The organism is Acinetobacter sp. XH1741 (assembly GCF_041021895.1).
In the GTDB taxonomy this organism is placed as follows: Bacteria; Pseudomonadota; Gammaproteobacteria; order Pseudomonadales; family Moraxellaceae; genus Acinetobacter.
Genome location: NZ_CP157428.1, coordinates 476,043 through 488,829, shown reverse-complemented (window position 1 = coordinate 488,829; position 12,787 = coordinate 476,043). Strand labels below are relative to the sequence as shown.

The window sequence follows — 12,787 nt, the reverse complement described above, 5'->3', positions numbered from 1 at the left end:
GAATTGAGGTGAAATACAGATGGGGCAAGACCATATCGAACAGCATCGCCGTTATATTGTAATTTCTTATGCGTTCATGTTTCTTGCATTGTTTACGGTTATTTTTGCGGCCTTTGCTTATCTGGTCGCTCGTAGAGTAGCTGTTGTGGATGATGCAGAAGTTTGGATTCATGCTCATGCGCTCTGGATTATGCGCAATGGCATACTATTCCTCTTCATGTCAGTTTTTGCGGTTGTCTGGTTTATTCCTCTCTTCTTTTTTGCATGGAACAGTAACCTGTGGGTAACGGCATCAACAGTTGCTGGTGTTGTTTTTAGCGCTATTGCTTGGTTATTTTTATTAAATGCATGGTTAAAAGGCTTGTCTAAATATTTAAAAAATAAGGCAGTTTTTTAATATATCTGTTTTTTGAAAGTTTTCCCCTTGTAAATTCGGCTAAAGCCCCCCATTTAGTCGGCAATAGAGTATTGATAAAATTTCCGTGAGGAGCACCGCCAAACATGGCTAAACGTGATTATTATGAGGTTTTAGGCGTTTCAAAAACCGCAAGTGATGATGAGATCAAAAAAGCCTATCGTAAATTGGCGATGAAATATCATCCTGACAGAAACCCTGACAACGCCGAGGCTGAAGAAAAGTTTAAAGAAGCTTCTGAAGCTTATGAGATTTTATCGGACAGCGAAAAGCGCAGCATGTATGACCGTATGGGACATAATGCATTTGAAGGCGGCTTTGGTGGCGCTGGTGGTGGCTTTGGCGGTTTCAGTGCAGAAGATATTTTCAGCCAGTTCGGTGATATCTTTGGTGGAGCGTTTGGTGGCGGCGGACGTCAGCAACGCCAACGTCGCGGTTCAGACTTACGCTATGTAATGGAACTTACCCTTGAGGAAGCTGTAAAAGGGGTTAAGAAAACAATTACCTTTACTGCTCCTGCACCATGTGATGTGTGTGATGGTAAAGGCTCTCAAAATCCAAAAGATGTAGAAACGTGTAAAACTTGTCATGGTTCAGGACAAGTACGTATGCAGCAAGGTTTCTTCTCTGTACAACAAACTTGTGGCACATGTCGTGGCCAAGGCAAAATCATTAAAAACCCATGCCATGCATGTCATGGTTCAGGTGTAGCTGATCGTCAGCAAACCTTGGAAGTTACTATTCCTGCGGGTGTAGATAATGGCGACCGCGTTCGTTTAAGTGGTAAAGGCGAGGCTATTCGTGATGGTCAAGCGGGCGACTTATACGTTGAAGTGGTTGTTCGCGAACACGAAATTTTCCAACGTGATGGCGCCGATTTATATATGGACGTACCAGTAAGCATTGCTGATGCTGCACTTGGTAAAGAAATTGAAATCCCGACTTTGGAAGGCCGCGTTAGCTTGAAGATTCCTGAGGGAACTCAAACAGGTAAATTATTCCGTTTACGTGGTAAGGGTGTTCGCCCTGTACGTAGCAGTATGGTGGGTGACTTACTTTGCCGTATTGTGGTAGAGACACCTGTCAACTTAACGTCTCGTCAACGTGAATTACTCAAAGAATTACAAGCATCATTTGATGGCGAAGACAGTGCATCTTCACCAAAGAAAAAATCATTCTTTGATCGCTTATTCGATTAATAATTGATTAGATCAGAAGTTAAAAAGAAGGCGGATATTGATAAGATATCCGCCTTTTTATTGCGCTGATTCATCTTATTATTTTTATTCTGCTGAAAAGAAAATAACTACCGCTTACTCTGTCGGGTGAGCAACATCAATATCGGCAACACTTACGCTGAGTTCATCAGATACAACTGGAGCAACTACAGGTTCTACAGTAGTTGGAGTAACGGGTTGTACGGCTACTTTTACTGTTTCTGCTTGTGCAGTTTTTTCTTCAATAATCGGGTCAATATCTTCCACTTTAACTTCAGCATTCGTGTTGCTTGCTACACTCGGTTGAGTTGTAGATGTTACTGCTTGAGTATTTACGCTCGTGGTAATGCGTGCTTTAGATAAACTTTCTAATGTGTCTCCTGGCTGGATTGCAGGCTCTGCAAATGCCATTGAACTCATCATCCCCATGGCTATTAAGCCTATAATTTTCGAATGCATGCTGAACTCCTTATAGTCATCTTTTTTTCATTCGTGGCTCGGTAGTGTGCAGATCAATTCTTTAACTTTTGTGAAAACCAGTTAAATTTCAGTTCATCTTAAAAAATATTTTTTACTTTTTATCGTGAGCAAAGAGTTTTGATATAGTAAGCCAATTACGTAAAAACGAAGATAGAGAAGGATTATGTCAGCAGCTCCACGCATTGGTATTTTGGGTGCAGGCGGCCGTATGGGTCGTATACTTATTCAGGCAGTTCAACAAGCAGGTTATCAATTGGGAGCCGCTGTTGTTCGTCCAGAAAGTACTTTAATCGGTGCTGATGCTGGTGAACTTGCAGGAGTGGGTTCAATTGGAGTGAAGCTTACAGGAAGCTTGATTGATGTTCTTAAAGACTGTGATGTCGTAATTGACTTTTCTACTCCTGCTGCAACATCTGAGCATCTAAAGCTATGTCGTGAAGCTGGGGTTGCTATAGTCATTGGGACAACGGGTATGTCCGATGAACAAAAAGCTCAGCTTGATGAAACGGCAAAACACATACCTGTTGTATATGCTGCAAACTATTCTGTTGGTGTAAATGTATCAATCAAGTTACTTGAGCTTGCAGCAAAAGTATTTGGCGATACAGTAGATATTGAAGTGATTGAGGCTCATCACCGTCATAAAGTAGATGCACCATCTGGTACAGCACTCATGATGGGTGAGGCAATTGCGGATACTTTAGGCCGTAACTTAAAAGAAGTTGCTGTTTATGGTCGTGAAGGGCATACCGGTCCACGTGACCGTCAGACGATTGGTTTTGAAACCATCCGTGGTGGCGATATTGTGGGTGAACATACTGTCATGTTTATTGGTGAGGGTGAGCGAGTTGAAGTGACTCACAAAGCCACTAACCGTATGAACTTTGCTGCTGGTGCAGTACGAGCTGCTGCATGGGTTGTAGGTCGTGAAGCGCACAAATATGACATGAAAGATGTTTTAGGGTTGAACGACGTACAGGTGTAAACCATCTGTACACCTCCCATATGTGGCGAGAAAAACAAGATAGAGCAGAACATGAATAAAAAACAAATTGCTTTGACCACTCTTCTTTGCTTAAGCAGCCTCTATACAGGGGCTGCCTCTACAGACAAGGCTAAACTCAGCCTTGACCGTAATCATATTAAAGTGTGGACCTATCAAAAGGCTGATAATCCAGTCTTTCAATATAAAGCAGAGACAACCTTTGATGTGCCCATTGAGCGTGCTGTAGCAGTGATTTTAGATGTAAAACGTGCAGCGCAATGGGTGCCTTATATGGGTAAAGTTGAAATGCTTTCGCAGGATGAGAAGAAGGGCGAATTTACTTTATATATGGTGTTAGATTTTCCTTTTCCCCTGAAAGACCGCGATGTGGTAGTTAAAGGAAAAATGAGTAAAGCTGCTAATGGCGTCATTACGATTAAGAACACAGCGATTAATAGTAATTATCCGATTCAACCTGATGTGGTTCGTTTAACCCGTTATGAAGGTGAATGGACGTTCCAGAAGTTAGCGAATAACAAAGTTAAAGTAACGACCAGTGGCTATGCAGACCCGGCTGGTTCAATTCCTTTGAGCTTTGTAAATATGTTTGTTCAGCAGCAACCATATCAAATGCTGCTTAAAATGAAGCGGGAAGTAATGAACCCGATTTATGAGCAGCCTAAATTGCCCGAGATTTTAAAATAATAAACAAGAAAAAAAGCGCCTGATCTCAGGCGCTTTTTTTTATTAATCTGAACATTGCTGTAAAGCTTGTGTCGGGCTGTTTTCTCGTTTGATTTGGAATAAAACCAATAACAAACCTAACCCAGCAAGCAATGCACCAGCAAACGATACTGCGCTATAGCCCCAACCTAAATTGAGAACTAAAGCACCAGCTGCTGCACCGACTGCATTACCTAAGTTAAATGCACCAATGTTTACAGAAGAGGCGAGTCCCGGGGCTTCATGAGCAACAGACATTACACGCATTTGTAATGGCGGTACTAAAGCAAAGGTTGCTGCACCCCAGATCACTAAGGCAATGGCTGCTCCCACTTGGCTTTGTGCAAGAATTGGGAAAATCACCATCATGACAATCAACAGAACCAAGAAGCCAATGAGAGTTTTGTTGATGGATAAGTCTGCAAAGCGACCACCTAAGTGGTTACCAATTGAGAAACCAACACCAATTAATACCAACATGAAAGTAATGAAGGTCGGTGAAGCATGAGTAAACTCAGTCAAACTTGGCGCAATGTAGGTATAGAGCGTAAACATGGCACCTGCGCTGAGTACGGTGGTGAGTAATGCAAGAACCACAGGAGTGCGCGTTAATACCTTTAACTCAGCTTTCACATTTGGTTTTTGAGCAACCATACCTGATGGCAGTGCTTTCCATAACGCGAGCATGGTAATAACACCAAGCAAGGAAATCGCAAGGAAAGACATACGCCAGCCAATATTTTGCCCAACCCATGTTGCCAATGGTACACCACCAATATTGGCAATGGTTAAGCCCATAAACATAGTTGCTACGGCACTGGCCTGCTTATGTGCAGGCACAATACTGGCGGCTACCACTGAACCTATCCCGAAGAAAGCACCATGATTTAGGCTCGTAATAAGACGTGCGCCTAATAAGCTCATATAGCTTGGAGCAAACGCTGCGATTAGGTTACCTACCGTAAAGATCGCCATGAGAAAAATAAGCGCATTACGTCTAGCAAAGCCACCAAACCAGAGAGTCATAAATGGGGCACCGAGCATGACGCCCAGTGCATAACCGGTAATTAACATTCCGGCCGTTGGAATTGATATCCCTAAATCATGAGCGATATTTGGCAACAATCCCATTGGAGAGAATTCAGTGGTACCAATGGCAAAGGCACCAATCGCCAATGCCAGTAGCGAGAACGCTGTATTTGATTGAGTGTTCATGAGTTTAGTCCCAAACTGGTGCCCATGGCTCTGGGCTAACTTCACGACTGTTACGGTCAAGTTCGGCAATCAGTTGCATTTCAGCTGAAGTTAACTCGATATCCTGCGCTTTTAAATTGCTCATCAGGTTTTCACGCTTAGTCGAAGATGGAATAACTGCAAAACCACGTTGCAATGCCCATGCCAGTGCAATTTGTGCTGTTGTTGCTTTATGGTTTGCTGCAATTTCAGCTAACACAGGATCTTGAAGCACTTTGCCATATGCAAGCGTCATATATGAAGTGACATCAATATTTTTCTCTTGTAAGAAATTTACAAGTTTATGGTTTTGAAGATAAGGACTTAGCTCAATCTGGTTGGTTGCAATATGCTCTACGTCAATCGTATCAATCGCTTGTTGGGTAAGTGCAATATTGAAGTTTGAAATACCAATTTGTTTGGTAAGACCTTGTTGTTTTGCTTCAAGTAAAAGCTGCATGATTTCAGGAATTGAAACGCCTAAATCTGGTGCCGGCCAGTGAATCAAAGTGAGGTCAACATGGTCAGTACGAAGCTTTTCTAAGCTCTCTTTTAAGCTTGGAATAAACTTATCTTCTGCAAAATTATCTACCCAGATTTTTGTGGTTAAAAATAAGTCCTGACGTGACACACTGCTTTCGGCAATAGCTTGACCAATCGCTGCTTCATTGTCATAAATTTGAGCGGTATCAATTGCACGGTAACCTACATCTAGCGCATTTTTAACAGAATCAATCACCGCTTGTTCTTTTAGACGGAAAGTTCCTAGACCAAAACGAGGGATATTCATGTGTTCACCTGAATTTAAATCATTGTTTAACTTGAGGTGCATTTTGCTTGGATTATTGTTGCGAAAAAATAGATGAATAAGCAAAATATCTTTGATGATTAGTCAATAATAGAATAAGCCATGAAATCAACAATTGAAGAACTGGTTGCCTTTATCACAATTGTTGATACAGGTTCCTTTGTCGCCGCAGCAGAACATTTAAAACAAACACCTTCAGGCATAAGTCGTTCTCTTACACGTTTGGAAGCAAAGTTAGGGGTGACATTGTTAGAGCGAACGACACGTAAGTTGAAACTCACCCAAGAAGGGCAGCAGTTTCTCATCAAGGCTCGTAAAATTTTAAATGAGCTGAATGCTGCTGAAGAAGAATTACAAAAGTCTGATCAGGGGACTGCTGGTCTTATTCGCATTGATTCGGCAACGCCGTTCGTTTTGCACGTGATTGCGCCATTAATGCATAAGTTCCGTGAAAGCTATCCCGATATTGAAATTGAACTAAATAGTAATGATCAGGTAATTGATCTATTGCAGCATAAGACTGATGTGGCGTTTCGATTTGGAGAGCTTAATGATTCGAGTCTTCACGCCAAATTAGTGTGTAAGAGTCGTTTATATATTGTGGCAAGCCCAGATTATTTAGCCATTAAGGGCACACCGACACAGCCTCAAGAACTTGAACACCATGATTTGATTGGTTTCACTCGACCTAATTATATTAATAGTTGGCCAATTAAAGTTGGTGATGAGTATTTTTTTGCCCACTCAAAAATTAAAGCCTCGAGTGGTGAGACGGTACGCCAACTCACGATTAGAGGGCACGGTATTGCACGGCTATCTGAATTTGAAATTTGGAAAGATATACAAGAAGGACGATTAATCGCATTATTTGAAGACCAAATAGAACATCAATATCAGAGCATCCATGCTGTGTATTATCAACAAGAGCATTTACCAAAACGAATCCGTTTATTTATTGAGTTTTTGGCAGAACAGTTAAAAGATGGCTTTAAAACCTGTCTCTAAAAGTACCATAGACATCACTTGGAAAATGAACTTCTAAAATAGGAGTAGTTTGTCCTTGTGATGAATGTTGAAACAGAAAATAGCTTTTTTGCTGTTCTCGGCAGCTAAAATATAATTTGGAATCAACCGAATTTACCATTACAACTTCATTTGAGCTATTACGCTTATATTGATAATGAGAAATCGTATTGGCCGTATCATTTGTGCGTTGCTCTAATTTGTAATCTTGCTGGTTAGTCATTTTTAAATAACCTTCAATTAAGCTTTGGCAAACAAGGTATCTGTGTTGCTCATTTTTTGGTTGCGGTTGGCAACCTGCTAAAACAATAGTAAATAAAAATATAGCTTTTAATTTCATCATCTTGCTACTCACTGAGTTGATTTGTATAGCCTAAAGGTGTTCTATAAACCAGTACAGATACAGAAATTTTTAAAAAAGCAGCACAGAATGACTTTCCAATATCAGGTTCTTGCTAATCAATTAGCACATCGTATTTATCAAGATGAGCTGAAGCCTCATCAGAAGCTTATTTCTTTACGAGATTTTGCGCGTCAGCACAGCATTAGCTTAAGTACAGCAAAAAGTTGTTATGAGTTACTTGAGGCGAGGGGACTCATTTATGTAAAACCGAAGTCAGGTTATTTTGTGGTTGCTCGGACACCATCTAGCCCTATTCCTGATAGCCCGGATTTTTTGTCTTTACCTCGGCAAGTCTCAAATCTGGAGTTGCATAATCAAATTCAAGAAGCTGCCTTACAAAGTCATCTCGTACCTTTAGGTTCGATTCAATTAACGCCACATTTTATTCCTATAGAAGGTTTACGTCGTTCTATCCAACGTGCTTTAAAAAATTGTCAGCCTCAAGACTTTCTCTACTGTAATAAACAAGGCCATGAGCAGTTAAGAAAAGCACTATCTGATCATTGGCGTGAAGATGGCATTTTTATCGCAACAGAAGATATTTTTATTACTAACGGTTGTATGCCTGCTTTGTCTTTGGTGATTCAGCATCTAACAGAAGTAGGCGATAGTATTTTGATTCCCACGCCTACGTTTAATGGTCAATTACAACTTTTAGCGGGCTTAAAACGGCAGATTATTGAAATTCCGGCGCACCATCGTGGCATTGATCTTGAGCGCTTAGAATCATTTATGAAGCAAGGTTTAGCTAAAGTTTGCTTAATGACAGCCAACTATCAAAACCCTTTGGGATATTGTTTAAGTAATGCAGAAAAACAAAAAATTGCCGAACTAGCTGCAAAGTATCAGTGTTTTATTATTGAAGACGATATTTTTGGTGAATGTGGTTACAGCAATGAACGTCCGCTACCGATTCGTTATTGGGATCGTGAAGGTTATGTCATTTGGTGTGGATCGGTTTCTAAGTCGCTGTCGAGTGCATATCGGGTTGGGTGGTTTTGTTTAAGCTCAAAGGCACAGCATTTAAGACTTGAGCTGTGGGCAAATAATATTGGGGTGAATACGCCGTTACAGTTGGGTTTGGCAGACTTTATTTATAGTCGTGGTTATCGAGAGCATTTAGAGCAACTACGACCAAATTTAATGCGCCAAGTCGAGCAGTACCGTAGCTGTATTTTAAAAGCCTTTGAAGGCATTCCAATTGCATTGAACCAACCAGAAGGGGGATATGCATTATGGATACAGTTACCTCAAACTGTAGACAGTTTAACGCTCTATTACACTGCAAAATCTCACGGAGTTACCGTCGTTCCCGGTCATGTGTTTGGTGAGGATGAACGCTATCGGCACTTTATTCGTTTAAATGCAGGACATGAATTAACAGCAGATGTCCGCCAAGCGATTAAAGACTTGGCGGACTGGTCACGACAACAGATGAAGACAGTCAGTTAGTTTTATTCTGCGAAGTCTGCTTTAAGCACAATGCGGTAGCGTGCCTGACCTGAGTGTAGACGTTCAATTGCTTCATTGAGCTGTGACATTGGAAACAGTTCAATTTGAGGCGCAATTTGTTTACGGGCAGCAAACTTTAAAAGTTGACGTAGTGCTGCAGGTGAACCTGTAGGTGAGCCTGTTACTGACTTAGCACCACCAATAAGAGAGCCGACCGAAACAGGAACAGGTTCAAGGGTGAGTCCCAAGAAGTGCAAAGAACCATGTGGTGCTAGCGTAGAAATAAAAGCACGCCAGTTTAAGGTCACATTCACGGTACTGAGCAATAAATCAAATTTCCCTTTTTGTGCTGTTACTGCGTCGGTATCGCGGCTATTCACGACATGGTCGGCTCCCATGGCTTTGAGTTCTTCCGTTTTATCTGGATTAGAACTAAACGCCGTGATTTCACAGCCCCAAGCTTTGAGTAGCTTAATGGCGATATGACCTAAGCCACCAATACCAATCACACCCACGTGATGTGTTGCCTGAATTTTATGTTTGAGTAATGGGTCAAAAACGGTAATTCCACCGCAAAGTAGAGGACCTGCACTTTCTGGGTCTAAATCGTCAGGGAGAGGAATAGCCCACTGCCAGCCTGCACGGACTTTATCGGCAAAGCCACCAGCATGCCCCACAATTGTTGCAACACTTCCGCCTGTACAAAGTACTTGCTGACCACCAATACACTCATCACAGGCTTGGCAACTTTCAGCAGTCCAGCCAATGCCGACACGTTGCCCAATTTTTAGACCTTTGGCTTCTGAACCCAAAGCAACAATTCGTCCAATAATTTCATGGCCTGCAACCACAGGGTACACAGTTGAACGCCACTCATTGTTCAAAACAGAAATATCAGAATGACATAAACCACAATATTCAACTTTTACCTCTACCTGATGCGGTTGTAATTCACCTGCATCGAATTGGTAAGGAACCAGTTTCTCACCTGCCTGCATTGCAGCATAAGCCTGAACCATATTATTGCTCATTGGGAAACTCCTTAAGCGGATTTGGACCGTTTTGGTGGGTTATGAAACTTTAAATTGACAATCGTTTTCATGATCGTTGACCATGCCTACTGCTTGCATAAAAGCATAGCAGGTGGTTGGGCCAACAAATTTGAAACCATTCTTTTTAAGGGTTTTAGAAAGTCTTACACTCAGCTCAGTTTGAGCAGGGGCTTGTCGGTAATCGACAACATCATTGTGTTGAGGCGTCGCATCTACAAACTGCCAAAGCCATGTAGGAACATCACCCACTTGTGCTTTAAGCGCTTGCCAAGCGATGGCGTTATCGCGAATGGCTTTGAGTTTACCTAAGTGACGAATTAAACCAGCATCGGATAATTTTAGTTCCAAAAAGTCATCTGTAAATGAAGCAATATCTGCAATAGGGTGATTAAAAAAATGCTCTCGGTAACTTTCTCTTTTTTTTAGTACGGTAATCCATGATAAGCCAGCTTGTTGGCCTTCAAGACAAAGCATTTCAAATAGTCGAGCTTCATCGTGTTCCGGTTTTCCCCATTCTTTATCATGATAGGCAATATAAAGAGGGTCGTTGGAACACCATCCGCAGCGTTGAGTTTTCATGATGATGCTCCTTATATTTATCTTGGAATTTTAAAGTTGAAATAACACCCATTCATTTGGGCGAGTATCCCAATAATATAGTTCGGCTTGAGTTAAGTCTTCAAACTTTAACCAAAAGTCTTTGCCCACTTTATCTGAAAAACCGGTACTGATCAGTAGGGCATCATCGCTGATTTCCATGATCCAGCCTTGATAGCTATTGCCATTTAAAATGATCTTTTGCTGGTTACCAGACTCGGCAAACTCTACTAAGCGATTGATCAGCGCTTCCGACATAAAATGTTCCTAGCGTAAATATGAATAAGGATTAACAGCACCACGCCCTTTACCATTTAGATAAAGACCATAGTGTAGATGTGGTGAAGTATAACGTGCATTGCCCGTATTGCCGACATAGCCAATTAGATCGCCCTTTTTGACATAGTCACCTACATTTAGGCCACGTTTATGACCATCAAGATGAGCGTAATAATGCCATGACCCCGCAGGGCCTAAAATCCAGATGACTTTGCCACCGAGGTTATTATTGCGAAGGTCAGCAACGATACCTTCGGTCGTACTGTACACTTTGGTTCCACGTGGAGCCAAAATATCAATTCCTTCGTGACTACGGCCCTGACTCCGAGCAGCTCCCCATGTGTCTTTTAATTCATCTCGATCGACGCCTTTTACGGGTACAGGCAGTCGATTTGGGAGCTGCATACTCTTAAGTTTGCTGACTTGAGCTGGTGAAAGCGGAGCAGGTTTTTTAGGCGCACTGGCACAGGCAGCCAAAAGAATAATGAGAAAACCAAGTGAGAAGTGAGAAACAAAACGTCGCACAAAATACTCCCTATCACAGCCATATCAAAATTATTTTGTTCACTATGTCATGAACGGCTTGTCGAGATCAATTTTTTCATAGCGGTTGGAACACCTTTGGCAATGGCTTGTTCAGGACTCAGCCATTGTCCTTCAAGTTCAATAGCCAGATGTTCTTTTTGATCAGGTTCCACGTGGAACACATGGGCATTAAGTAACCAAGTGAAATGAGTGAAGCTATGACTGATCTGAAACGTTTGTGGTCGAGGCTGTAGTTTAAATTGCTGGCTTAGACTTAGTCGCTCATGTTCATTTTCTAAAATAGGTAAACAGAATAAACCACCCCATAGGCCATGGGCTTGGCGTTGTTGCCAGAACCATTCATCTTCGCACTGAATAATAAGAACATCTGCTGTTTTAACGGGCGGTGTTTTTTTCGGTTTCTTAAAAGGTAATTCTTGTTCTAGACCTTGTTGATATGCCTGACAATGAGCTTGCATTGGACAATATAGACATAGCGGTTTTTTAGGCGTACAGATGGTTGCGCCGAGATCCATAATCGCTTGAGTATAGTCATGATTGCGATGTGTCGGGCAAAGCTCTTCAGCCAGTTTCCATATTTCACGTTCGTGCTGTGGTTTGCTTAAATCGTCTTCAATAGCAAAGAAACGGGCTAAGGCGCGCTTCACATTGCCATCCATAATGACACCGTACTGACGTAAACCCAAAGACATGAGTGCGCCTGCGGTAGAGCGGCCAATGCCGGGTAGTGCAATCCATTCTTCTAGCGTTTCAGGGAATTTACCTTGCTGTGTAACAAGGCCGGCAGCTTTATGCAAATTGCGCGCACGAGCGTAATAACCGAGACCTGCCCAGTAAGGAGCGACTTCATCCCAAGTGGCATGACCTAAAGCTTCTACTGTTGGGAAGCGTTCCATAAAGCGGTCAAAATATTGCAGAACTGTTTTTACCTGAGTCTGCTGTAGCATAATTTCAGAAACCCAAACTTTATATGGATCATCTGCAACTTGCCACGGCAAATCATGACGACCATGATGATCGAACCAGTTTAAGAGGGCATCAGAAAAAGAAAATTCAGGCATGAACAGCTATAGAAGAAAAATAAGGACTAAATTATAGCTGAAATTAGGGAGAAGTTTTGTTTAAAGCAGACAATGAAAAAGAGCGTGTTAAAAACAGAGATTACTTTAAAACGAGTAATCTCTGTTTCAAGCATAAAAAGGATTAATCCTCTTTTACGCCCCAACGTTGATCAAGTTTCAACGGTTGGTTTTTGTAATATGGAATCACATGAATGTGGAAGTGGTCGGAAGTTTGACCAAATACTTCACCATCATTAAAGCCTATATGAAAACCAGCGGGTTGATGACGAAGCTGTGTTTCATGACGGGCAATTTCAAGAAGTGTCAGTAAGCTTTCGTGCTCTTTAGATGTAATGTCAAAAAAAGAGTTAACATGGCGTAGTGGCGTTACAACACAATGGCCTTTAGACAACGGATTTGGGTCAGGTAAAATTACAGCAAATTCATTCTTATCAATGATGTCATATTCATCAAATTCGCAATACGGACATTTCTTGTCAGTCATTGTTGTAT

The 12,787-nt window shown here is 41.7% G+C and carries 16 protein-coding genes; 6 read left to right on the top strand and 10 right to left on the bottom strand.

Translation table 11 applies throughout. From position 1 onward, the window contains the following. Window positions 1–19 precede the first annotated feature (19 nt). Entirely contained in the window at window positions 20–397 is a 378-nt protein-coding gene (locus ABLB96_RS02450) for a hypothetical protein (protein WP_348897311.1), read from the top strand. 104 nt (window positions 398–501) lie between these two features. Then, on the top strand, window positions 502–1,614 hold the full coding sequence (gene dnaJ, locus ABLB96_RS02445; RefSeq protein ID WP_263612597.1) for a molecular chaperone DnaJ: 1,113 nt from the start codon (window positions 502–504) through the stop codon (window positions 1,612–1,614). 114 nt (window positions 1,615–1,728) lie between these two features. Here the strand turns inward: dnaJ and ABLB96_RS02440 are convergent, their stop codons facing one another. After that, window positions 1,729–2,091, bottom strand: a complete 363-nt coding sequence (locus ABLB96_RS02440; protein ID WP_348897312.1) for a hypothetical protein — start codon at window positions 2,089–2,091, stop codon at window positions 1,729–1,731. A 184-nt stretch (window positions 2,092–2,275) separates the two neighbouring features. Here ABLB96_RS02440 and dapB point away from each other — a divergent pair, with 184 nt between their 5' ends. Together dapB and ABLB96_RS02430 are read left to right on the top strand one after the other, a co-directional pair. Continuing rightward, window positions 2,276–3,097: a 4-hydroxy-tetrahydrodipicolinate reductase gene (gene dapB, locus ABLB96_RS02435; RefSeq protein WP_348897313.1), complete on the top strand. Its 822-nt coding sequence runs from the start codon at window positions 2,276–2,278 to the stop codon at window positions 3,095–3,097. A gap of 51 nt (window positions 3,098–3,148) precedes the next feature. Then, the gene (locus ABLB96_RS02430; RefSeq protein WP_348897314.1) at window positions 3,149–3,802 is read left to right on the top strand and encodes an START domain-containing protein; all 654 of its coding nucleotides are present in this window, start codon (window positions 3,149–3,151) and stop codon (window positions 3,800–3,802) included. A gap of 42 nt (window positions 3,803–3,844) precedes the next feature. Here ABLB96_RS02430 and ABLB96_RS02425 read toward each other — a convergent pair whose 3' ends face one another. Both ABLB96_RS02425 and dkgB read right to left on the bottom strand, forming a co-directional pair. Continuing rightward, the gene (locus tag ABLB96_RS02425) at window positions 3,845–5,035 is read right to left on the bottom strand and encodes an MFS transporter (protein WP_348897315.1); all 1,191 of its coding nucleotides are present in this window, start codon (window positions 5,033–5,035) and stop codon (window positions 3,845–3,847) included. Between the two features lie 4 nt (window positions 5,036–5,039). After that, window positions 5,040–5,843: a 2,5-didehydrogluconate reductase DkgB gene (dkgB, locus tag ABLB96_RS02420; RefSeq protein ID WP_348897316.1), complete on the bottom strand. Its 804-nt coding sequence runs from the start codon at window positions 5,841–5,843 to the stop codon at window positions 5,040–5,042. Window positions 5,844–5,963: 120 nt separating this feature from the next. On the opposite strand from dkgB, the gene ABLB96_RS02415 reads away from it, so the two are divergent. Continuing rightward, window positions 5,964–6,866, top strand: coding sequence for a LysR family transcriptional regulator (locus ABLB96_RS02415; RefSeq protein WP_348897317.1), 903 nt, complete (start codon window positions 5,964–5,966; stop codon window positions 6,864–6,866). On the opposite strand, the gene ABLB96_RS02410 is transcribed toward ABLB96_RS02415, so the two are convergent. Then, complete coding sequence (locus tag ABLB96_RS02410; protein WP_348897365.1) at window positions 6,850–7,224, bottom strand: hypothetical protein; 375 nt, start codon at window positions 7,222–7,224, stop codon at window positions 6,850–6,852. The two genes, ABLB96_RS02415 and ABLB96_RS02410, sit on opposite strands and share 17 nt — an antisense overlap. A gap of 90 nt (window positions 7,225–7,314) precedes the next feature. Between ABLB96_RS02410 and ABLB96_RS02405 the strand changes: the two genes are divergently transcribed. Further along, entirely contained in the window at window positions 7,315–8,739 is a 1,425-nt protein-coding gene (locus ABLB96_RS02405) for a PLP-dependent aminotransferase family protein (RefSeq protein ID WP_348897319.1), read from the top strand. A gap of 2 nt (window positions 8,740–8,741) precedes the next feature. Here the strand turns inward: ABLB96_RS02405 and ABLB96_RS02400 are convergent, their stop codons facing one another. The 6 genes from ABLB96_RS02400 to ABLB96_RS02375 form a co-directional block, all read right to left on the bottom strand. Next, window positions 8,742–9,770, bottom strand: coding sequence for an NAD(P)-dependent alcohol dehydrogenase (locus tag ABLB96_RS02400; protein ID WP_348897320.1), 1,029 nt, complete (start codon window positions 9,768–9,770; stop codon window positions 8,742–8,744). A 39-nt stretch (window positions 9,771–9,809) separates the two neighbouring features. Next, window positions 9,810–10,370: a DNA-3-methyladenine glycosylase I gene (locus ABLB96_RS02395; protein WP_348897321.1), complete on the bottom strand. Its 561-nt coding sequence runs from the start codon at window positions 10,368–10,370 to the stop codon at window positions 9,810–9,812. A gap of 30 nt (window positions 10,371–10,400) precedes the next feature. Next, entirely contained in the window at window positions 10,401–10,646 is a 246-nt protein-coding gene (locus ABLB96_RS02390; protein ID WP_348897322.1) for a hypothetical protein, read from the bottom strand. 9 nt (window positions 10,647–10,655) lie between these two features. Continuing rightward, window positions 10,656–11,192 carry a M23 family metallopeptidase gene (locus ABLB96_RS02385; RefSeq protein ID WP_348897323.1) on the bottom strand — a complete coding sequence of 179 codons (537 nt, stop codon included), beginning with the start codon at window positions 11,190–11,192 and terminating at the stop codon, window positions 10,656–10,658. A gap of 47 nt (window positions 11,193–11,239) precedes the next feature. After that, the gene (mutY, locus tag ABLB96_RS02380; RefSeq protein ID WP_348897324.1) at window positions 11,240–12,274 is read right to left on the bottom strand and encodes an A/G-specific adenine glycosylase; all 1,035 of its coding nucleotides are present in this window, start codon (window positions 12,272–12,274) and stop codon (window positions 11,240–11,242) included. 142 nt (window positions 12,275–12,416) lie between these two features. Next, window positions 12,417–12,779 carry an HIT family protein gene (locus ABLB96_RS02375; protein ID WP_348897325.1) on the bottom strand — a complete coding sequence of 121 codons (363 nt, stop codon included), beginning with the start codon at window positions 12,777–12,779 and terminating at the stop codon, window positions 12,417–12,419. Window positions 12,780–12,787: the final 8 nt, after the last annotated feature.